Origin of the sequence: Streptococcus mitis (genome assembly GCA_001560895.1) — a bacterium.
GTDB classification, from domain to species: Bacteria; Bacillota; Bacilli; order Lactobacillales; family Streptococcaceae; genus Streptococcus; species Streptococcus mitis_Q.
Map to the genome: position 1 here is coordinate 180916 of CP014326.1, position 21134 is coordinate 202049.

At 43.0% G+C, this 21134-nt stretch carries 13 protein-coding genes, 13 tRNA genes, 3 rRNA genes and 1 pseudogene; 25 read left to right on the forward strand and 5 right to left on the reverse strand.

Annotated elements, in window-relative coordinates:
• Positions 1-2 precede the first annotated feature (2 nt).
• The 25 genes and pseudogenes from AXK38_00935 (at position 3) to AXK38_01055 (ending at position 17410) form a co-directional block, all read left to right on the forward strand.
• Positions 3-449: an arginine repressor gene (locus AXK38_00935; GenBank protein AMH87957.1), complete on the forward strand. Its 447-nt coding sequence runs from the start codon at positions 3-5 to the stop codon at positions 447-449.
• 50 nt (positions 450-499) lie between these two features.
• Positions 500-3034 (forward strand): DNA mismatch repair protein MutS, encoded by a 2535-nt coding sequence (locus AXK38_00940; protein AMH87958.1) that lies wholly within the window; start codon positions 500-502, stop codon positions 3032-3034.
• A gap of 146 nt (positions 3035-3180) precedes the next feature.
• On the forward strand, positions 3181-4887 hold the full coding sequence (locus AXK38_00945) for a multidrug ABC transporter ATP-binding protein (protein ID AMH87959.1): 1707 nt from the start codon (positions 3181-3183) through the stop codon (positions 4885-4887).
• Position 4888: 1 nt separating this feature from the next.
• Positions 4889-6655, forward strand: a complete 1767-nt coding sequence (locus AXK38_00950) for a multidrug ABC transporter permease (protein ID AMH87960.1) — start codon at positions 4889-4891, stop codon at positions 6653-6655.
• 138 nt (positions 6656-6793) lie between these two features.
• Positions 6794-7483: a gamma-glutamyl hydrolase gene (locus AXK38_00955; GenBank protein ID AMH87961.1), complete on the forward strand. Its 690-nt coding sequence runs from the start codon at positions 6794-6796 to the stop codon at positions 7481-7483.
• 3 nt (positions 7484-7486) lie between these two features.
• Positions 7487-7653: pseudogene (locus AXK38_00960) on the forward strand (hypothetical protein).
• 1 nt (position 7654) lies between these two features.
• A complete protein-coding gene (gene pgi, locus AXK38_00965; GenBank protein ID AMH87962.1) occupies positions 7655-9004 on the forward strand; it encodes a glucose-6-phosphate isomerase in 1350 nt (449 codons plus the stop codon).
• Positions 9005-9131: 127 nt separating this feature from the next.
• Positions 9132-10592: a glutamate--tRNA ligase gene (locus AXK38_00970; protein AMH87963.1), complete on the forward strand. Its 1461-nt coding sequence runs from the start codon at positions 9132-9134 to the stop codon at positions 10590-10592.
• A 13-nt stretch (positions 10593-10605) separates the two neighbouring features.
• Positions 10606-11040 (forward strand): cytidine deaminase, encoded by a 435-nt coding sequence (locus AXK38_00975; protein ID AMH87964.1) that lies wholly within the window; start codon positions 10606-10608, stop codon positions 11038-11040.
• A gap of 133 nt (positions 11041-11173) precedes the next feature.
• Positions 11174-11245 (forward strand) — tRNA-Glu (locus AXK38_00980).
• A 251-nt stretch (positions 11246-11496) separates the two neighbouring features.
• Positions 11497-13050 (forward strand): 16S ribosomal RNA (locus tag AXK38_00985).
• 44 nt (positions 13051-13094) lie between these two features.
• A tRNA-Ala gene (locus tag AXK38_00990) sits at positions 13095-13167 on the forward strand.
• Between the two features lie 123 nt (positions 13168-13290).
• A 23S ribosomal RNA gene (locus AXK38_00995) occupies positions 13291-16193 on the forward strand.
• A 75-nt stretch (positions 16194-16268) separates the two neighbouring features.
• Positions 16269-16384, forward strand: a 5S ribosomal RNA gene (rrf, locus tag AXK38_01000).
• Together the 16S, 23S and 5S rRNA genes with 13 tRNA genes alongside form the textbook arrangement of a ribosomal RNA operon.
• Before the next feature lie 4 nt (positions 16385-16388).
• Positions 16389-16461, forward strand: a tRNA-Val gene (locus tag AXK38_01005).
• 5 nt (positions 16462-16466) lie between these two features.
• Positions 16467-16537, forward strand: a tRNA-Gly gene (locus tag AXK38_01010).
• A 34-nt stretch (positions 16538-16571) separates the two neighbouring features.
• Positions 16572-16645, forward strand: a tRNA-Ile gene (locus AXK38_01015).
• A gap of 82 nt (positions 16646-16727) precedes the next feature.
• A tRNA-Ser gene (locus AXK38_01020) sits at positions 16728-16817 on the forward strand.
• Positions 16818-16827: 10 nt separating this feature from the next.
• Positions 16828-16901, forward strand: a tRNA-Met gene (locus tag AXK38_01025).
• A gap of 3 nt (positions 16902-16904) precedes the next feature.
• Positions 16905-16977, forward strand: a tRNA-Phe gene (locus AXK38_01030).
• Positions 16978-16989: 12 nt separating this feature from the next.
• Positions 16990-17070: transfer RNA gene (locus AXK38_01035), tRNA-Tyr, on the forward strand.
• Positions 17071-17074: 4 nt separating this feature from the next.
• A tRNA-Trp gene (locus AXK38_01040) sits at positions 17075-17145 on the forward strand.
• Positions 17146-17159: 14 nt separating this feature from the next.
• Positions 17160-17232: transfer RNA gene (locus AXK38_01045), tRNA-His, on the forward strand.
• A gap of 13 nt (positions 17233-17245) precedes the next feature.
• Positions 17246-17317, forward strand: a tRNA-Gln gene (locus AXK38_01050).
• Between the two features lie 9 nt (positions 17318-17326).
• Positions 17327-17410, forward strand: a tRNA-Leu gene (locus AXK38_01055).
• 85 nt (positions 17411-17495) lie between these two features.
• Here AXK38_01055 and AXK38_01060 read toward each other — a convergent pair.
• From AXK38_01060 to AXK38_01080, 5 genes are read right to left on the reverse strand one after another with little or no spacing between them, the layout of a single operon-like run.
• Positions 17496-18629, reverse strand: a complete 1134-nt coding sequence (locus AXK38_01060; protein ID AMH87965.1) for an integrase — start codon at positions 18627-18629, stop codon at positions 17496-17498.
• A 3-nt stretch (positions 18630-18632) separates the two neighbouring features.
• Positions 18633-18827 carry a hypothetical protein gene (locus tag AXK38_01065; GenBank protein ID AMH87966.1) on the reverse strand — a complete coding sequence of 65 codons (195 nt, stop codon included), beginning with the start codon at positions 18825-18827 and terminating at the stop codon, positions 18633-18635.
• A gap of 59 nt (positions 18828-18886) precedes the next feature.
• Positions 18887-19273 (reverse strand): hypothetical protein, encoded by a 387-nt coding sequence (locus AXK38_01070; protein AMH87967.1) that lies wholly within the window; start codon positions 19271-19273, stop codon positions 18887-18889.
• 2 nt (positions 19274-19275) lie between these two features.
• Positions 19276-20472, reverse strand: a complete 1197-nt coding sequence (locus AXK38_01075; GenBank protein AMH87968.1) for a replication initiation protein — start codon at positions 20470-20472, stop codon at positions 19276-19278.
• Between the two features lie 40 nt (positions 20473-20512).
• On the reverse strand, positions 20513-20986 hold the full coding sequence (locus AXK38_01080) for a hypothetical protein (GenBank protein ID AMH87969.1): 474 nt from the start codon (positions 20984-20986) through the stop codon (positions 20513-20515).
• Positions 20987-21134: the final 148 nt, after the last annotated feature.

The window sequence follows — 21134 nt, forward strand, 5'->3', positions numbered from 1 at the left end:
TTATGAGAAAAAGAGATCGTCATCAGTTAATAAAAAAAATGATTACTGAGGAGAAATTAAGTACACAAAAAGAAATTCAAGATCGGTTGGAGGCGCACAATGTCTTTGTGACGCAGACAACCCTGTCTCGTGATTTGCGCGAAATCGGCTTGACCAAGGTCAAGAAAAATGATATGGTGTATTATGTACTAGCAAATGAGACAGAAAAGATTGATTTGGTGGAATTTTTGTCTCATCATTTAGAAGGTGTTGCAAGAGCAGAGTTTACCTTGGTACTTCATACCAAATTGGGCGAAGCCTCTGTTTTGGCAAATATTGTAGATGCAAACAAGGATGAATGGATTTTAGGAACAGTTGCTGGTGCCAATACCTTATTGGTCATTTGTCGAGACCAGCACGTTGCCAAACTCATGGAAGATCGTTTGCTAGATTTGATGAAAGATAAGTAAGGTCTTGGGAGTTGCTCTCAAGACTTATTTTTGACAAGGAGAGACGGAAAATGGCGACAGAAAAGCTATCACCCGGCATGCAACAGTATGTGGATATTAAAAAGCAATATCCAGATGCTTTTTTGCTCTTTCGGATGGGTGATTTTTATGAATTATTTTACGAGGATGCGGTCAATGCTGCGCAGATTCTGGAAATTTCCTTAACGAGTCGCAACAAGAATGCGGACAATCCGATTCCTATGGCAGGGGTTCCCTATCATTCTGCCCAACAGTACATTGATGTTTTGATTGAGCAGGGCTACAAGGTAGCCATTGCTGAACAGATGGAAGATCCTAAACAAGCAGTTGGGGTTGTGAAACGAGAGGTTGTTCAGGTCATTACGCCAGGGACAGTGGTCGATAGCAGTAAGCCAGATAGTCAGAACAACTTCTTAGTTGCCATAGACCGTGCTGGGAATCAATTTGGCCTAGCTTATATGGACCTGGTGACGGGTGACTTTTATGTGACAGGTCTTTTGGATTTCACGCTGGTTTGTGGAGAAATCCGTAACCTCAAGGCGCGAGAAGTGGTGCTGGGTTATGACTTATCTGAGGAAGAAGAACAAATCCTTAGTCGCCAGATGAATCTGGTACTCTCTTATGAAAAGGAAAGCTTTGAGGATATCCATTTACTGGATTCACGATTAGCAGCTGTGGAGCAAGCGGCAGCTAGTAAGTTGCTCCAGTATGTTCATCGGACTCAAATGAGGGAATTGAACCACCTCAAACCTGTTATCCGCTATGAAATCAAGGATTTCTTGCAGATGGATTATGCGACCAAGGCTAGTCTGGATTTGGTTGAGAATGCCCGTTCAGGCAAGAAGCAAGGCAGTCTTTTCTGGCTTTTGGATGAAACCAAAACGGCTATGGGGATGCGGCTTTTACGCTCTTGGATCCATCGTCCCTTGATTGACAAGGAGCGAATCATCCAACGCCAAGAAGTGGTGCAGGTCTTCCTCGACCATTTCTTTGAGCGTAGTGATTTGACAGACGGTCTCAAGGGTGTTTATGACATTGAGCGCTTGGCTAGTCGTGTTTCTTTTGGCAAAACCAATCCCAAGGATCTCTTGCAGTTGGCGACAACCTTGTCTAGTGTGCCACGGATTCGTGCGATTTTAGAAGGGATGGAGCAACCTGCTCTAGCTTATCTCATCGAACAACTGGATGGAATCCCTGAGTTGGAGGGCTTGATTAGCGCAGCGATTGCTCCTGAAGCTCCTCATGTGATTACAGATGGGGGCATTATCCGAACTGGCTTTGATGAAACCTTAGACAAGTACCGTCGTGTGCTCAGAGAAGGGACTAGCTGGATTGCTGAAATTGAAGCAAAGGAGCGAGAAAACTCTGGCATCAGCACGCTTAAGATTGACTACAATAAGAAGGATGGCTACTATTTCCATGTGACCAATTCGCAACTGGGAAATGTGCCTGCTCACTTTTTCCGCAAGGCGACGCTGAAAAATTCAGAACGCTTTGGAACCGAAGAATTAGCGCGTATCGAGGGAGATATGTTGGAGGCGCGTGAGAAGTCATCTAATCTAGAGTACGAAATTTTTATGCGCATTCGTGAAGAGGTCAGCAAGTACATCCAGCGTTTACAAGCTCTAGCTCAAGGAATTGCGACCGTTGATGTCTTACAGAGTCTGGCGGTTGTGGCTGAAACCCAGCATTTGATTCGACCTGAGTTTGGAGATGATTCGCGGATTGATATCCAGAAAGGGCGCCATGCTGTCGTTGAAAAGGTCATGGGGGCTCAGACCTATATTCCCAATACGATTCAGATGGCAGAAGATACCAGTATTCAACTGATTACAGGGCCCAACATGAGCGGGAAGTCTACCTACATGCGTCAGTTAGCCATGACGGCGATTATGGCCCAGATGGGTTCCTATGTACCGGCAGAAAGCGCCTATTTACCGATTTTTGATGCGATCTTTACCCGTATCGGAGCAGCAGATGACTTGGTTTCAGGTCAATCAACTTTTATGGTAGAGATGATGGAGGCTAATAATGCCATTTCGCATGCGACCAAAAATTCTTTGATTCTTTTTGATGAGTTAGGTCGTGGAACGGCAACTTATGACGGGATGGCTCTTGCTCAATCCATCATCGAATACATCCATGAGCACATCGGAGCCAAGACCCTCTTTGCGACCCATTACCATGAGTTGACTAGTTTGGAGTCCAGCTTGAAACACCTGGTCAATGTCCACGTAGCAACTTTGGAGCAGGATGGGCAAGTTACCTTCCTTCACAAGATTGAACCAGGACCAGCCGATAAATCCTACGGTATCCATGTTGCCAAGATTGCTGGCTTGCCAGCAGACCTTTTAACAAGGGCGGATAAGATTTTGACTCAACTGGAGAGTCAAGGGGGAGAAAGTCCAAGTCTGATGAGGCAAACAAGTGCTGTCACTGAACAGATTTCACTCTTTGATACAACTGAAGAACATCCTATCCTAGCAGAATTGTCTAAACTGGATGTTTACAACATGACACCTATGCAGGCTATGAATGTCTTAGTAGAGTTAAAACAGAAACTATAAATCCAAGAATTGCTGATCATTCTAGCTGTATCAAGGATACTTCTTTGACAAGTCCCCACTTTTTTGCTAGAATAACATCACACAAACAGAATGAGAAGGAGCTGACACATTGTCGCTCCCTTTTGTCTATTTTTTAAGGAGAAAGTATGCTAATTCAGAAAATAAAAACCTACAAGTGGCAGGCCTTAGCTTCGCTTCTGATGACAGGCTTGATGGTTGCTAGTTCACTTCTGCAACCGCGTTATCTGCAGGAAGTGTTAGACGCCCTCCTTGCTGGGAAATATGAAGCTATTTATAGTATCGGGGCTTGGTTGATTGGTGTGGCCTTGGTCGGTTTGGTTGCTGGTGGGCTTAATGTTATCCTTGCAGCCTATATTGCCCAAGGAGTTTCATCCGATCTTCGGGAGGATGCCTTCCGTAAAATCCAAACCTTTTCTTATGCCAATATTGAACAATTTAATGCGGGAAATCTAGTCGTTCGAATGACAAATGATATCAACCAGATTCAGAACGTCGTCATGATGACCTTCCAAATTCTTTTCAGACTTCCCCTCTTGTTCATCGGTTCGTTTATCCTTGCGGTTCAAACTTTGCCCTCTCTATGGTGGGTGATTGTTCTCATGGTAGTCTTGATTTTTGCCTTGACTGCTGTCATGATGGGGATGATGGGGCCACGTTTTGCCAAGTTTCAAACCCTTCTTGAGCGCATCAATGCCATTGCTAAGGAAAATCTGCGCGGTGTTCGTGTGGTCAAGTCCTTTGTCCAAGAAAAAGAGCAGTTTGCGAAGTTTACAGAGGTCTCAGACGAGCTTCTTGGTCAAAACCTTTACATTGGTTATGCCTTTTCAGTAGTGGAACCCTTTATGATGTTAGTTGGCTATGGGGCGGTATTCCTCTCTATTTGGCTGGTTGCAGGGATGGTTCAGTCGGATCCGTCTGTTGTTGGTTCCATTGCTTCCTTTGTCAATTACTTGAGCCAGATTATCTTTACCATTGTCATGGTTGGATTTTTGGGAAATTCTGTCAGCCGTGCCATGATTTCCATGCGTCGTATTCGAGAAATTCTTGACGCAGAGCCAGCTATGACCTTCAAGGATGTCCCAGATGAAGAGTTGGTTGGAAGTCTTAGCTTTGAAAATGTAACCTTTACCTATCCAATGGATCAGGAACCGATGCTGAAAGATGTGAGCTTTACCATCGAACCTGGTCAAATGGTTGGAGTAGTTGGAGCGACTGGTGCAGGGAAGTCAACTTTGGCTCAATTGATTCCACGTCTCTTTGACCCACAGGAAGGCTCTATTAAAATCGGAGGCAAGGATATTCGAGAAGTGAGTGAAGGAACCCTACGTAAAACTGTTTCTATCGTTCTCCAACGTGCCATTCTTTTTAGTGGAACGATTGCTGATAACTTGAGACAGGGTAAGGGAGATGCCACTCTATTTGAAATGGAGCGCGCAGCTAATATTGCTCAGGCCAGCGAATTCATTCATCGTATGGAGAAAACCTTTGAAAGTCCAGTTGAGGAACGGGGAACCAATTTTTCAGGTGGGCAAAAACAAAGGATGTCGATTGCGCGTGGGATTGTCAGCAATCCGCGTATTCTGATTTTTGACGATTCGACCTCAGCCTTGGATGCCAAGTCAGAGCGCCTGGTGCAAGAAGCCTTGAATAAGGATCTGAAGGGGACGACAACCATTATCATCGCTCAAAAGATTAGCTCGGTTGTCCATGCAGATAAGATATTGGTGCTGGATCAAGGACGATTGATTGGTCAAGGGACGCATGCAGATTTGGTTGCCAACAATGCCGTTTACCGTGAGATCTATGAAACACAGAAAGGAAAGGAGGAGTAACATGAAGACAGTTCAATTTTTTTGGAATTATTTTAAAGTTTATAAGTTATCATTTGTAGTTGTCATTCTGATGATTGTTCTAGCGACTCTTGCCCAAGCCCTCTTTCCAGTCTTTTCTGGACAAGCGGTAACAGAGCTAGCTAATTTAGTTCAAGCTTATCAAGATGGCAATCCAGAACTTGTTTGGCAGAGTCTATCAGGAATCATGGTCAATCTTGGTCTGCTGGTTTTGGTTCTCTTTATCTCCAGTGTCATATACATGTGTCTTATGACGCGCGTGATTGCAGAATCGACCAATGATATGCGCAAAGGCCTCTTTGGCAAACTTGCGCGATTGACGGTTTCTTTCTTTGACCGCCGACAAGATGGCGATATCTTATCTCGTTTTACCAGTGATTTGGATAATATTCTCCAAGCCTTTAACGAGAGCTTGATTCAGGTCATGAGCAATATTGTTTTATACATTGGTCTGATTCTTGTTATGTTTTCGAGAAATGTAACGCTGGCACTCATCACCGTTGCAAGCACACCAGTGGCCTTTCTTATGTTGATTTTCATCGTGAAAATGGCACGCAAATACACCAACCTACAGCAAAAAGAGGTAGGAAAACTCAACGCCTATATGGATGAGAGTATTTCAGGCCAAAAAGCCGTGATTGTGCAAGGAATTCAAGAGGATATGATGGCAGGATTTCTTGAACAAAATGAGCGCGTGCGCAAGGCAACCTTTAAAGGAAGAATGTTTTCAGGAATTCTTTTTCCTGTTATGAATGGGATGAGCTTGGTCAACACAGCCATCGTTATCTTTGCTGGTTCAGCTGTTCTACTGAATGATAAGAGTATTGAAACAAGTACAGCTCTAGGTCTGATTGTTATGTTCGCCCAATTTTCACAGCAGTATTATCAGCCTATTATTCAAGTTGCAGCTAGTTGGGGAAGTCTTCAGTTAGCCTTTACAGGGGCTGAACGGATTCAGGAAATGTTTGATGCAGAGGAAGAAATCCGACCTGAAAATGCTCCGGCCTTCACTCAGTTGCAAGAAGGTGTCGAAATCCGTCATATTGATTTCTCATATTTGCCTGATAAGCCAATTTTGAAAGATGTCAGCATTTCCGCTCCGAAAGGCCATATGACTGCGGTTGTTGGTCCGACAGGTTCAGGGAAAACGACTATTATGAACCTCATCAATCGCTTTTATGATGTTGATGCTGGCGGTATTTATTTTGACGGTAAAGACATTCGTGACTATGACTTAGATAGTCTTAGAAGTAAGGTGGGAATTGTCTTGCAAGATTCGGTTTTATTTAGCGGAACCATTCGAGACAATATCCGTTTTGGGGTACCAGATGCCAGTCAGGAAATGGTTGAGGCAGCAGCTAAGGCAACCCACATTCACGACTATATCGAAGGCTTGCCTGATAAATACGATACCCTCATCGATGATGACCAGAGTATCTTCTCAACAGGGCAAAAGCAATTGATTTCCATTGCTCGAACGCTGATGACAGATCCAGAAGTTCTCATTCTCGATGAAGCAACTTCAAATGTAGATACGGTGACAGAAAGCAAGATTCAGCATGCCATGGAAGCGGTTGTAGCAGGTAGAACCAGTTTCGTTATTGCCCACCGTTTGAAAACCATTCTCAATGCAGATCAGATTATTGTTCTTAAAGATGGCGAAGTCATTGAACGTGGTAACCACCATGAACTCTTGAAACTAGGTGGCTTCTATTCAGAACTCTATCACAATCAATTTGTTTTTGAATAAGAAAGAAGTTGTCCTATGTGGGCAGCTTTTTCTTGTCCATAAAAAATATTTATCACGGACTTTAAAAAAACATATTAGACGAAAGGTCTTTTGAGTGATATGATAGGACTATCGTTAATATTTGAAAGGAGAGACATCATGGCTAGAACGGTTGTAGGAGTTGCTGCAAATCTATGTCCCGTAGACGCAGAAGGCAAAAACATTCATTCGTCTGTATCTTGTAGATTCGCAGAGAGCATTCGTCAAGTCGGTGGTCTCCCTTTAGTCATTCCTGTTGGTGATGAGTCAGTTGTGCGCGATTATGTGGAAATGATTGACAAATTGATTTTGACAGGAGGCCAAAATGTCCATCCTCAGTTTTACGGAGAGAAAAAGACCATCGAGAGCGATGATTACAATCTAGTCCGTGATGAATTTGAATTGGCGCTTTTGAAAGAAGCGCTCCGTCAGAACAAACCAATTATGGCAATCTGCCGTGGTGTCCAACTTGTCAATGTTGCCTTTGGTGGAACCCTCAATCAAGAAATCGAAGGTCACTGGCAAGGACTGCCTTTTGGGACATCTCACTCTATTGAGACAGTGGAAGGAAGCGTGGTGGCTAAGCTATTTGGAAAAGAAAGTCAGGTCAACTCCGTACATCGTCAGAGTATCAAAGATTTGGCACCTAATTTCCGTGTAACTGCTATTGATCCGAGAGATCAAACCATCGAAGCGATTGAGTCTATCGACGAGCACCGCATTATCGGTTTGCAGTGGCATCCAGAGTTTCTGGTTAATGAAGAAGATGGCAATTTAGAATTATTTGAGTATTTATTGAATGAACTGTAACGGCTGGAACATCTAGTCGTTCTTTCTTTTTATTATTTCAAAATTTTTGGAATGTGGGATTTTTACGCAAACGTTTGAATTCTGATAAAAATTGGAGAAATTCGACAAAAAAACTTGAAAAAAACGAAGGTAAGCGTTATGATAGAAAAGAAGAAATATTGGAGGAATAACATGTCACATATTAAATTTGATTATTCAAAAGTTTTAGACAAATTTGTTGCACCACATGAAGTGGAATACATGCAATCACAAGTAACAGCAGCAGATGAATTGATCCGTAAAGGAACTGGTGCTGGTAGCGACTTCTTGGGATGGTTGGACCTTCCTGAAAACTACGACCGTGAAGAATTCGACCGCATCTTGAAAGCTGCTGAGCAAATCAAATCAGACAGCGATGTTTTGGTTGTGATTGGTATCGGTGGATCTTACCTTGGTGCCAAAGCAGCAATCGACTTCTTGAACCACCACTTTGCTAACTTGCAAACAAAAGAAGAACGTAAGGCTCCACAAATCCTTTACGCAGGAAACTCAATCTCATCTACTTACCTTGCTGACTTGGTAGAGTATGTTGCAGACAAAGACTTCTCAGTAAACGTAATTTCTAAATCAGGTACAACAACTGAGCCAGCTATCGCTTTCCGTGTCTTCAAAGAACTCTTGGTTAAGAAATACGGTCAAGAAGAAGCAAACAAACGTATCTATGCAACAACTGACCGCCAAAAAGGTGCTGTTAAGGTTGAAGCAGATGCCAACGGTTGGGAAACATTTGTGGTTCCAGATGACATCGGTGGACGCTTCTCAGTATTGACAGCTGTTGGTTTGCTTCCAATCGCTGCTTCAGGAGCTGACATCAAAGCCCTTATGGAAGGTGCTAACGCAGCTCGCAAAGACTACACTTCAGATAAAATCTCTGAAAACGAAGCTTACCAATACGCAGCAGTTCGTAACATCCTTTACCGTAAAGGCTATGCAACTGAAATCTTGGTAAACTATGAGCCATCGCTTCAATACTTCTCAGAGTGGTGGAAACAATTGGCTGGTGAATCAGAAGGAAAAGACCAAAAAGGTATCTACCCAACTTCAGCCAACTTCTCAACTGACTTGCACTCACTTGGTCAATTTATCCAAGAAGGAACTCGTATCATGTTTGAAACAGTTGTTCGTGTTGACAAACCTCGTAAGAACGTGATTATTCCTACTTTGGAAGAAGATCTTGATGGACTTGGTTACCTTCAAGGAAAAGACGTTGACTTTGTAAACAAAAAAGCAACTGACGGTGTTCTTCTTGCCCACACAGATGGTGATGTACCAAACATGTACGTGACTCTTCCAGAGCAAGACGCTTTCACTCTTGGTTACACTATCTACTTCTTCGAATTGGCTATCGCCCTTTCAGGTTACTTGAATGCTATCAACCCATTTGACCAACCAGGTGTTGAAGCTTATAAACGTAACATGTTTGCCCTGCTTGGAAAACCAGGATTTGAAGAATTGAGCAAAGAACTTAACGCACGTCTATAATAGAAGAAAAGAGTGGTTTGTCCACTCTTTTTACTCTCTTTATCCATAGAAATTGGACTCAGCCAAGACTTGTGATATAATATAGAGAGTAAAAAGGCAGACGCCTAGAGACTTTATAGGAGAAACTATGTCAAAAGATATCCGCGTACGTTACGCACCAAGTCCAACAGGACTACTACACATCGGGAATGCCCGTACAGCATTGTTCAACTATCTTTACGCACGTCATCATGGTGGAACTTTTATTATCCGTATTGAAGATACTGACCGTAAACGTCATGTCGAAGATGGTGAACGTTCACAGCTTGAAAACCTTCGTTGGTTGGGCATGGATTGGGATGAAAGCCCAGAAACACATGAAAACTACCGCCAGTCTGAACGTTTGGACTTGTATCAAAAATACATCGACCAATTGCTAGCTGAAGGAAAAGCCTACAAATCTTATGTTACAGAAGAAGAATTGGCGGCTGAACGCGAACGCCAAGAAGCGGCTGGTGAAACACCACGCTACATCAACGAATACCTTGGTATGAGTGAACAGGAGAAAGTAGCTTACATCGCAGAACGTGAAGCAGCTGGTATCATTCCAACAGTTCGTTTGGCTGTTAATGAGTCAGGTATCTACAAGTGGCATGATATGGTCAAAGGCGATATCGAATTTGAAGGTGGCAATATCGGTGGTGACTGGGTTATCCAAAAGAAAGATGGTTACCCAACTTACAACTTTGCCGTTGTTATCGATGACCACGATATGCAAATCTCCCATGTTATCCGTGGAGATGACCATATTGCTAATACACCAAAACAGCTTATGGTTTATGAAGCACTTGGTTGGGAAGCACCAGAGTTCGGTCACATGACTTTGATTATCAACTCTGAAACTGGGAAAAAATTGTCTAAACGTGACACCAACACCCTTCAGTTTATCGAAGACTACCGTAAAAAAGGTTATTTACCAGAAGCAGTATTTAACTTTATTGCTCTTCTTGGTTGGAACCCAGGTGGAGAAGATGAAATCTTCTCTCGTGAAGAACTCATTAAACTTTTCGATGAAAACCGCCTCAGCAAGTCTCCAGCAGCCTTTGATCAGAAGAAACTCGACTGGATGAGTAATGATTATATCAAGAATGCAGACCTAGAAACTATCTTTGAAATGGCAAAACCATTCTTAGAGGAAGCAGGCCGATTGACTGATAAGGCTGAAAAATTAGTTGAACTCTATAAACCACAAATGAAATCAGTAGATGAGATTATTCCATTGACAGATCTCTTCTTCTCAGATTTCCCAGAATTGACAGAAGCAGAGCGCGAAGTCATGGCAGGGGAAACAGTCCCAACAGTTCTTGAAGCCTTCAAAGCAAAACTCGAAGCGATGACAGATGATGAATTTGTAACAGAGAATATCTTCCCACAAATTAAAGCAGTCCAAAAAGAAACAGGTATTAAAGGGAAAAATCTTTTCATGCCTATTCGTATCGCTGTTTCAGGTGAAATGCATGGACCCGAATTGCCAGATACTATCTTCTTGTTAGGCCGTGAAAAATCAATCCAGCATATTGAAAATATGTTAAAAGAAATCTCTAAATAAGAAGGGTACAATAATGGACATCTGGGAAAAGATGTACGAAGAAGCACAGAAACTATACGATCCACATGAAGTATCTGATTTTGTTTATGCCAACCATGTTGTAGCCGCAGTAGAAGCAGAAGATGGACAAATATTTACAGGTTTCTGTATGGAGGGAACCTGTGGTGTTTTCCATCTCTGCGCAGAGCGTGCGGCACTCTTTAATATGTACCAATTTTCAGGACAAACTAAGGTTAAAAAAGTATTAGCCTTCCGAGACAAACCGCCGTATGGTGGAAGTTCAGGAATGCCCTGTGGAGCTTGCAGAGAATTCCTTTTAGAGTTGAACGCTGAAAATAAAGATGCAGAATTCATGATGGACTACGATAGAAGAAAGATAGTGAAAGTCGCAGAACTAATCCCATATTGGTGGGGAGAAGAACGTGCTTCTAAGTTTAATGAACAATAGAAGAGTCAGTATAATTCTGGCTCTTTTTACTTTATTTGAAAAAAAGGAAAAAGTATTTGAAAAAAAATTAGAAAAAGTAGTTGACAAAAAATAAAAAGGCTGTATAATAGTAAGAGTTGAAAATAACAACTCAGGTCCGTTGGTCAAGGGGTTAAGACACCGCCTTTTCACGGCGGTAACACGGGTTCGAATCCCGTACGGACTATGGTATGTTGCAGATGGAACACTTGATGAAAAAAGTTTTAAAAAAACTTAAAAAAGTTTCAAAAAAGTGTTGACAAGCGAAAGCGACTGTGATATACTAATATAGTTGTCACTTGAGAGAAGTGAGTGACAAAGACCTTTGAAAACTGAACAAGACGAACCAATGTGCAGGGCACTACAACTAAGGTTGTAGTACTGAACAATGAAAAAACAATAAATCTGTCAGTGACAGAAATGAGTGAGAGCTCAAACTTTTAATGAGAGTTTGATCCTGGCTCAGGACGAACGCTGGCGGCGTGCCTAATACATGCAAGTAGAACGCTGAAGGGAGAGCTTGCTCTTCTGGATGAGTTGCGAACGGGTGAGTAACGCGTAGGTAACCTGCCTGGTAGCGGGGGATAACTATTGGAAACGATAGCTAATACCGCATAATAGTAGATGTTGCATGACATTTGCTTGAAAGGTGCAATTGCATCACTACCAGATGGACCTGCGTTGTATTAGCTAGTTGGTGGGGTAACGGCTCACCAAGGCGACGATACATAGCCGACCTGAGAGGGTGATCGGCCACACTGGGACTGAGACACGGCCCAGACTCCTACGGGAGGCAGCAGTAGGGAATCTTCGGCAATGGACGGAAGTCTGACCGAGCAACGCCGCGTGAGTGAAGAAGGTTTTCGGATCGTAAAGCTCTGTTGTAAGAGAAGAACGAGTGTGAGAGTGGAAAGTTCACACTGTGACGGTATCTTACCAGAAAGGGACGGCTAACTACGTGCCAGCAGCCGCGGTAATACGTAGGTCCCGAGCGTTGTCCGGATTTATTGGGCGTAAAGCGAGCGCAGGCGGTTAGATAAGTCTGAAGTTAAAGGCTGTGGCTTAACCATAGTACGCTTTGGAAACTGTTTAACTTGAGTGCAAGAGGGGAGAGTGGAATTCCATGTGTAGCGGTGAAATGCGTAGATATATGGAGGAACACCGGTGGCGAAAGCGGCTCTCTGGCTTGTAACTGACGCTGAGGCTCGAAAGCGTGGGGAGCAAACAGGATTAGATACCCTGGTAGTCCACGCCGTAAACGATGAGTGCTAGGTGTTAGACCCTTTCCGGGGTTTAGTGCCGCAGCTAACGCATTAAGCACTCCGCCTGGGGAGTACGACCGCAAGGTTGAAACTCAAAGGAATTGACGGGGGCCCGCACAAGCGGTGGAGCATGTGGTTTAATTCGAAGCAACGCGAAGAACCTTACCAGGTCTTGACATCCCTCTGACCGCTCTAGAGATAGAGTTTTCCTTCGGGACAGAGGTGACAGGTGGTGCATGGTTGTCGTCAGCTCGTGTCGTGAGATGTTGGGTTAAGTCCCGCAACGAGCGCAACCCCTATTGTTAGTTGCCATCATTTAGTTGGGCACTCTAGCGAGACTGCCGGTAATAAACCGGAGGAAGGTGGGGATGACGTCAAATCATCATGCCCCTTATGACCTGGGCTACACACGTGCTACAATGGCTGGTACAACGAGTCGCAAGCCGGTGACGGCAAGCTAATCTCTTAAAGCCAGTCTCAGTTCGGATTGTAGGCTGCAACTCGCCTACATGAAGTCGGAATCGCTAGTAATCGCGGATCAGCACGCCGCGGTGAATACGTTCCCGGGCCTTGTACACACCGCCCGTCACACCACGAGAGTTTGTAACACCCGAAGTCGGTGAGGTAACCGTAAGGAGCCAGCCGCCTAAGGTGGGATAGATGATTGGGGTGAAGTCGTAACAAGGTAGCCGTATCGGAAGGTGCGGCTGGATCACCTCCTTTCTAAGGATAAGGAACTGCGCATTGGTCTTGTTTAGTCTTGAGAGGTCTTGTGGGGCCTTAGCTCAGCTGGGAGAGCGCCTGCTTTGCACGCAGGAGGTCAGCGGTTCGATCCCGCTAGGCTCCATTGGTGAGAGATCACCAAGTAATGCACATTGAAAATTGAATATCTATATCAAATAGTAACAAGAAAATAAACCGAAAACGCTGTAGTATTAATAAGAGTTTATGACTGAAAGGTCAGAAAATAAGGTTAAGTTAATAAGGGCGCACGGTGGATGCCTTGGCACTAGGAGCCGAAGAAGGACGTGACAAACGACGATATGCCTTGGGTAGCTGTAAGTAAGCGATGATCCAGGGATTTCCGAATGGGGGAACCCGACAGGTACTACCTGTTACCCATATCTGTTAAGGATATGAGGAGGAAGACGCAGTGAACTGAAACATCTAAGTAGCTGCAGGAAGAGAAAGCAAAAGCGATTGCCTTAGTAGCGGCGAGCGAAACGGCAGAAGGGCAAACCGAAGAGTTTACTCTTCGGGGTTGTAGGACTGCAATGTGGACTCAAAGATTATAGAAGAATGATTTGGGAAGATCAGCCAAAGAGAGTAATAGCCTCGTATTTAAAATAGTCTTTGTACCTAGCAGTATCCTGAGTACGGCGGGACACGTGAAATCCCGTCGGAATCTGGGAGGACCATCTCCCAACCCTAAATACTCCCTAGTGACCGATAGTGAACCAGTACCGTGAGGGAAAGGTGAAAAGCACCCCGGGAGGGGAGTGAAATAGAACCTGAAACCGTGTGCCTACAACAAGTTCGAGCCCGTTAATGGGTGAGAGCGTGCCTTTTGTAGAATGAACCGGCGAGTTACGTTATGATGCGAGGTTAAGTTGAAGAGACGGAGCCGTAGGGAAACCGAGTCTGAATAGGGCGAATTAGTATCATGACGTAGACCCGAAACCATGTGACCTACCCATGAGCAGGTTGAAGGTGCGGTAAGACGCACTGGAGGACCGAACCAGGGCACGTTGAAAAGTGCTTGGATGACTTGTGGGTAGCGGAGAAATTCCAAACGAACTTGGAGATAGCTGGTTCTCTCCGAAATAGCTTTAGGGCTAGCGTCGACATTAAGATTCTTGGAGGTAGAGCACTGTTTGGGTGAGGGGTCCATCCCGGATTACCAATCTCAGATAAACTCCGAATGCCAATGAATTATGGTCGGCAGTCAGACTGCGAGTGCTAAGATCCGTAGTCGAAAGGGAAACAGCCCAGACCACCAGCTAAGGTCCCAAAATAATTGTTAAGTGGAAAAGGATGTGGGGTTGCACAGACAACTAGGATGTTAGCTTAGAAGCAGCTATTCATTCAAAGAGTGCGTAATAGCTCACTAGTCGAGTGACCCTGCGCCGAAAATGTACCGGGGCTAAAACAATTTACCGAAGCTGTGGATACCTTTATAGGTATGGTAGGAGAGCGTTCTATGTGTGAAGAAGGTGTACCGTGAGGAGTGCTGGAACGCATAGAAGTGAGAATGCCGGTATGAGTAGCGAAAGACAGGTGAGAATCCTGTCCACCGTAAGACTAAGGTTTCCAGGGGAAGGCTCGTCCGCCCTGGGTTAGTCGGGACCTAAGGAGAGACCGAAAGGTGTATCCGATGGACAACAGGTTGATATTCCTGTACTAGAGTATGTAGTGATGGAGGGACGCAGTAGGCTAACTAAAGCAGACGATTGGAAGTGTCTGTCTAAGCAGTGAGGTGTGATATGAGTCAAATGCTTATATCTGTAACATTGAGCTGTGATGGGGAGCGAAGTTTAGTAGCGAAGTTAGTGACGTCACACTGCCAAGAAAAGCTTCTAGCGTTTAAACATACTCTACCCGTACCGCAAACCGACACAGGTAGTCGAGGCGAGTAGCCTCAGGTGAGCGAGAGAACTCTCGTTAAGGAACTCGGCAAAATGACCCCGTAACTTCGGGAGAAGGGGTGCTGACTTTACGTCAGCCGCAGTGAATAGGCCCAAGCAACTGTTTATCAAAAACACAGCTCTCTGCTAAATCGTAAGATGATGTATAGGGGGTGACGCCTGCCCGGTGCTGGAAGGTTAAGAGGAGTGCTTAGCGTAAGCGAAGGTATGAATTGAAGCCCCAGTAAACGGCGGCCGTAACTATAACGGTCCTAAGGTAGCGAAATTCCTTGTCGGGTAAGTTCCGACCCGCACGAAAGGCGTAATGATTTGGGCACTGTCTCAACGAGAGACTCGGTGAAATTTTAGTACCTGTGAAGATGCAGGTTACCCGCGACAGGACGGAAAGACCCCATGGAGCTTTACTGCAGTTTGATATTGAGTGTCTGTACCACATGTACAGGATAGGTAGGAGTCTATGAGATCGGGACGCCAGTTTCGAAGGAGACGTTGTTGGGATACTACCCTTGTGTTATGGCCACTCTAACCCGGATAGGTGATCCCTATCGGAGACAGTGTCTGACGGGCAGTTTGACTGGGGCGGTCGCCTCCTAAAAGGTAACGGAGGCGCCCAAAGGTTCCCTCAGAATGGTTGGAAATCATTCGCAGAGTGTAAAGGTATAAGGGAGCTTGACTGCGAGAGCTACAACTCGAGCAGGGACGAAAGTCGGGCTTAGTGATCCGGTGGTTCCGTATGGAAGGGCCATCGCTCAACGGATAAAAGCTACCCTGGGGATAACAGGCTTATCTCCCCCAAGAGTTCACATCGACGGGGAGGTTTGGCACCTCGATGTCGGCTCGTCGCATCCTGGGGCTGTAGTCGGTCCCAAGGGTTGGGCTGTTCGCCCATTAAAGCGGCACGCGAGCTGGGTTCAGAACGTCGTGAGACAGTTCGGTCCCTATCCGTCGCGGGCGTAGGAAATTTGAGAGGATCTGCTCCTAGTACGAGAGGACCAGAGTGGACTTACCGCTGGTGTACCAGTTGTCTTGCCAAAGGCATCGCTGGGTAGCTATGTAGGGAAGGGATAAACGCTGAAAGCATCTAAGTGTGAAACCCACCTCAAGATGAGATTTCCCATGATTTTATATCAGTAAGAGCCCTGAGAGATGATCAGGTAGATAGGTTAGAAGTGGAAGTGTGGCGACACATGTAGCGGACTAATACTAATAGCTCGAGGACTTATCCAAAGTAACTGAGAATATGAAAGCGCAAGGTTTTCTTGATTTGAATAGATATTCAATTTTGAGTAGGTATTACTCAGAGTTAAGTGACGATAGCCTAGGAGATACACCTGTACCCATGCCGAACACAGAAGTTAAGCCCTAGAACGCCGGAAGTAGTTGGGGGTTGCCCCCTGTGAGATATGGAAGTCGCTTAGCTCTAGGGAGTTTAGCTCAGCTGGGAGAGCATCTGCCTTACAAGCAGAGGGTCAGCGGTTCGATCCCGTTAACTCCCATTTTAGCGGGTGTAGTTTAGTGGTAAAACTACAGCCTTCCAAGCTGTTGTCGCGAGTTCGATTCTCGTCACCCGCTTTGAACTTTGTTCTTTGTACCAAGTTTTTAACTTGGGCGCGTAGCTCAGGTGGTTAGAGCGCACGCCTGATAAGCGTGAGGTCGGTGGTTCGAGTCCACTCGTGCCCATAGTGTTTAGTCCATTATTAGAGGATTGAAATATTATCTTTTCACTAAGAGGACACGGGTTTATTCCCGTATAAACTATTTTGGAGGATTACCCAAGTCCGGCTGAAGGGAACGGTCTTGAAAACCGTCAGGCGTGTAAAAGCGTGCGTGGGTTCGAATCCCACATCCTCCTTTTTTATTAACGCGGGATGGAGCAGCTCGGTAGCTCGTCGGGCTCATAACCCGAAGGTCGTAGGTTCAAATCCTGCTCCCGCAATAAGGCTCGGTAGCTCAGTTGGTAGAGCAATGGATTGAAGCTCCATGTGTCGGCGGTTCGATTCCGTCTCGCGCCATTTATATATTTTGGAAGGGTAGCGAAGAGGCTAAACGCGGCGGACTGTAAATCCGCTCCTTCGGGTTCGGGGGTTCGAATCCCTCCCCTTCCATTTTACGGGCATAGTTTAAAGGTAGAACTAAGGTCTCCAAAACCTTCAGTGTGGGTTCAATTCCTACTGCCCGTGTTAATAGAATTATGGCGGGTGTGGTGAAGTGGTTAACACACCAGATTGTGGCTCTGGCATGCGTGGGTTCGATCCCCATCACTCGCCTATTTTATATTATTGGGGTATAGCCAAGCGGTAAGGCAAGGGACTTTGACTCCCTCATGCGTTGGTTCGAATCCAGCTACCCCAGTTACTATTTGCCGGCGTGGCGGAATTGGCAGACGCGCTGGACTCAAAATCCAGTGTCCGCAAGGACGTGCCGGTTCGACCCCGGCCGCCGGTATAGTATTAAAGACAAGGTTTTCGGACCTTGTCTTTTTCTTTTATTTGTTGAATTTGTAACGCTGAGTTACTTAAAATTACTAGTTTTATAACAAATCATCTAATTTATCCGCTAATTTTTGTTGCTTGCTTGGATACAAATGAGAGTATGTATCTATTGTTGTAGTTATAGAAGCATGTCCTAATCTTTCTTTTACGACAAGATAATCTTCTCCTTGGTTTATTAGTAGGGAAGCATGTGAATGCCTGAAGTCATGAATTCTTATTTTTTTTAAAGAACTATCTCTTTGTAATATTTTTTTATATTGTTTTTCGATTGAATCCTTAGTTATCGTAATCGGGCTATTTTGAAATATCTGTAGATCATCTAGGTTGGTTGTAAATTCTTTTAATCTTTCATGCTGTGTTTGCCTCCATTCTTCTAGTGTCTCCACTAGTTTGGTGTTCATGATGATTCTTCGGGTTCCAGCTTTTGTCTTTGTACTACTAATGTGTTCTTCACCTTTTTTAACGTATATTGATTTACTTACATGGATTGTATTTGTAGAAAACTCTATGTCCTTCCACGTTAGAGCAAGAGCTTCTCCGAGTCTTAGACCAGTAAAAAATAGAACTGTGAATAGTAATTTTATATTGTATTCATCGTTGCTAAATAGTGTTAAGAAATGCTTAAATTCTTTTACTGTCCAGAAATTTAATTTTACTTTTTCTATGGGTAATTTTTTCAGTAATCCTACGGGATGTTCCTTGTAAAATCCCTTTCTTAATCCAACATCCAGAATTTTCTTTAGTAAAATTATAATTTTATTAATAGTGTTTGGACTTAGCTTCTTTTCTGAGTTTTGAGTATTTTTATCTCTTAGATGTTCTCTGAATTGATAGATATCTTCATAAGTTAATTTAGCTACATCATCAACTTTTTCAAAATAGTTTTTTATATGCCTGTTATAGTTGTTTTCTTGTGTATCTATATAGCTTTGTTTTCTGTTGTTTATTCTATCCTCTTCTTTTAAGAGATCATAAAGGATATCAATTGATATTTTTGAGTTGAAACTTTTTTCTTTAAGTTCGACACTTCGTAAGTATTGTTCGGCCTCCAATGCTTCTTTTTTAGTTTTGAATCCTTTTCTTACAATTCTACGTTGTTTTAGAGATATTGGATTTATACCATTGGAAACATCAACAATCCAAGTTCCGTCTCTACTTTTACGTAAAGCCATAAGCTACGCTTCTTTCTGGAGTTCAATTCCTAATAGTTCTTCTGCGACACTGGCTGGAATTGTACCAATCCTTTTGTTATCGTAGATGTTAAAACCACGATTCACTAATAGTAATTTGCCGGTATGGATAATCTTTCTTGCAGTTCCTGGAGCAAATCCAAGTTCGATAAGGTCATCTTTTGTTACAGTTTTAATCATGTGATCTCCTTTTCTAATTAGATTAACTAAGGGGAGGATTAACTCCCCTTGTATTTTACTTATTTTTGTTTTACATCTACTAAATGGATAGCATCAGCCTTGTAATACATTGTCGTGCTAATCATAGTAGCTTGTAAATTGTCAAATGTAACTGGTACTTCATCCATTGCTTGGATATAGTCATTATCAACCAAGGCATCTGGATTGTCTACTGAGACTTGGGTTGATTTCTTTTTGAATTGTCCATCCTTGATTGTTACATTGTATTTCCAACCAATGATTTTATCGGTATTAAAACGTCTTTCGCTACCATCTCGGTTTTTGATAATTTCTCCGTTTGCATCTGCTCGGACTTCCGTTTCAAATTTTGGAATGACTTCATCCAATTCAAATTTTGTTCCAATGTTATTAAAATTCCAGTCATTTTGTGAAAGCATTTTTGCCATAGTTAATTTCTCCTTTTAATATTTTCTTTGATTGTAGGGATCAAATCCTCTCGTTTAAAGAGTATTGCTCTTTCTATTAATCCACTTGCTAAATCTGGTGGATATTCCATATTGTTGAGTGCGAGATAGTTAGCTTTCTCATACTCATGCAGTAAGTTATTGTCGTATAGAAATTTATACGCTTTTAGAATAGCTCCTGAACCTTTATAGGTAAACCATTCTAATTTTTGTTCTAGTTCTGTTTTTGATTTTGAAATAATGATAGAGACGGGTTTTGAATGGCCTAAAAACTTTTCCCAAGATCTCAAAGGTTTTGAGAAATAGCTATCACTATAGAACCTCACTTTTTCTTTGAGATATCCCTTGGTAAAGTTGAGAAGATCTATTTCTGAATGCAACCATTCTTGAATGAAGTAGTGAGCTTTTTCTTTCCTAAGTTCTAACTCAGTTCTTATCCAATTTTCTATATACCGCTTGCTGATACCGAGCTTCTCAGCTCGTTCTAAGCGTTTATCGTAAATTCTAAGTCTTTCGTCATCATTGGGTTTTCTCAAATATAAGGTCTGGCCGATTGTTTCATCTCCGTAGGTATTGTAGTAGGTGCTTTTTCCATATATAAAGCGTTTCTTCTGACAAATCTTTAGAAGCTGATTAGGAGTGAAATAGGGTGTTTCATTAAAATCATCTATTGCAATATCAATTCGTCTTACTGAAAAATGATTGTAATTGTAGTAGAGGTTGTTCAAAAACTGTCTTTCGGACAGACTATTTGGATCTAATACCATATCTCTATAGAACTCGAGTGCCTGTCCTGACATGACAAGCATGTAGGACGACTCTTTCGCTCCATAGTAGATACGGATATTCCCATAATGAAGCTGGCTATCATAGTTATAGTATTTAAGGCTCCCTTTATTCTCAATAAATAGGTCATAGTCAAGAAATAGAATGTCTTCGATTATTTCTCTTGGCGAAAATTCAGTCTTATCAAACTGAATTTGAATCCAGTCAAATACAGAACGTAAATGTTCATTTTTTGCCATAGATTTTGATTCAACTTTTTGCTTAATTTTGCCACCCTTAAAATCTCCGAAACCCTTGGAAATACTGAATTCTTTCGATGGTACACCTAACTTGCAGAGGGTGGTGTTACTACACACCCTATCGGTCAAAAATGGTCCGTCCGCATCTACGCTCATTTTCGGCTTTCTGCCTCATGGCTCAGCCGAAAACTCGCTATTAGCCGAACCTATTTTTTGACCTCTTGTTAACAAACCCTAGTAAGCCGGTTTGCATCGACTCTTCAATATCTTGGATTTTCTTTTTTAGGTTGGAATTCTCAATTTTTATCAGTCGTATTTCTCGTTTAAATTCCTGTTTCAAGGCGCTCAGTTCATCGTAGAGCTCATCTATTACTTGGTTTAGGGATTCTTGCTCATTATCTGCTAGACTCCCAAATACGGCTTGTATAGCCTCTTTGAGACCTATTTCAAGTTTTAGGTTAGCTAACTTTTGAAATTGTCTAAGGTCTTCGTCTGTAAAGTCATAGGCAACTGTATAACTTAATTGATGAGTTCTTGGATTTCTACTGATAGGAATTTTAATTTTCTTAAATTCCTTGCCACTTATCTCTCTAATCAGTTGAATCCAATTTTTAAGAGTAGAGGTAGAGTTTAGGCCAGAAATTTGATTGACTAACTCTTTATTGGTCATCTTTTTGTGAAACCTCCGAAATTTTCTTGTGCAACTGAAGAGTTTTCTGTGGTATAATTGTTACATAATATGTTTTGATCTTGGAACGAACGGCACATTTGTTTCAAGATTTTTTATTTTGTCGAATCCTACCTCCTTTATTAAAATT

Excerpts from the sequence above, each read along its gene's own strand:
- AXK38_00975 (AMH87964.1), top strand. The coding sequence starts at position 10,606 with ATGGACATCTGGGAAAAGATGTACGAAGAAGCACAGAAACTATACGAT.
- AXK38_00945 (AMH87959.1), top strand. The coding sequence starts at position 3,181 with ATGCTAATTCAGAAAATAAAAACCTACAAGTGGCAGGCCTTAGCTTCG.
- AXK38_01080 (AMH87969.1), bottom strand. The coding sequence starts at position 20,986 with ATGACCAATAAAGAGTTAGTCAATCAAATTTCTGGCCTAAACTCTACC.
- AXK38_00940 (AMH87958.1), top strand. The coding sequence starts at position 500 with ATGGCGACAGAAAAGCTATCACCCGGCATGCAACAGTATGTGGATATT.
- AXK38_01070 (AMH87967.1), bottom strand. The coding sequence starts at position 19,273 with ATGGCAAAAATGCTTTCACAAAATGACTGGAATTTTAATAACATTGGA.
- pgi (AMH87962.1), top strand. The coding sequence starts at position 7,655 with ATGTCACATATTAAATTTGATTATTCAAAAGTTTTAGACAAATTTGTT.
- AXK38_00950 (AMH87960.1), top strand. The coding sequence starts at position 4,889 with ATGAAGACAGTTCAATTTTTTTGGAATTATTTTAAAGTTTATAAGTTA.
- AXK38_01065 (AMH87966.1), bottom strand. The coding sequence starts at position 18,827 with ATGATTAAAACTGTAACAAAAGATGACCTTATCGAACTTGGATTTGCT.
- AXK38_00935 (AMH87957.1), top strand. The coding sequence starts at position 3 with ATGAGAAAAAGAGATCGTCATCAGTTAATAAAAAAAATGATTACTGAG.
- AXK38_01075 (AMH87968.1), bottom strand. The coding sequence starts at position 20,472 with ATGAGCGTAGATGCGGACGGACCATTTTTGACCGATAGGGTGTGTAGT.
- AXK38_00970 (AMH87963.1), top strand. The coding sequence starts at position 9,132 with ATGTCAAAAGATATCCGCGTACGTTACGCACCAAGTCCAACAGGACTA.
- AXK38_00955 (AMH87961.1), top strand. The coding sequence starts at position 6,794 with ATGGCTAGAACGGTTGTAGGAGTTGCTGCAAATCTATGTCCCGTAGAC.
- AXK38_01060 (AMH87965.1), bottom strand. The coding sequence starts at position 18,629 with ATGGCTTTACGTAAAAGTAGAGACGGAACTTGGATTGTTGATGTTTCC.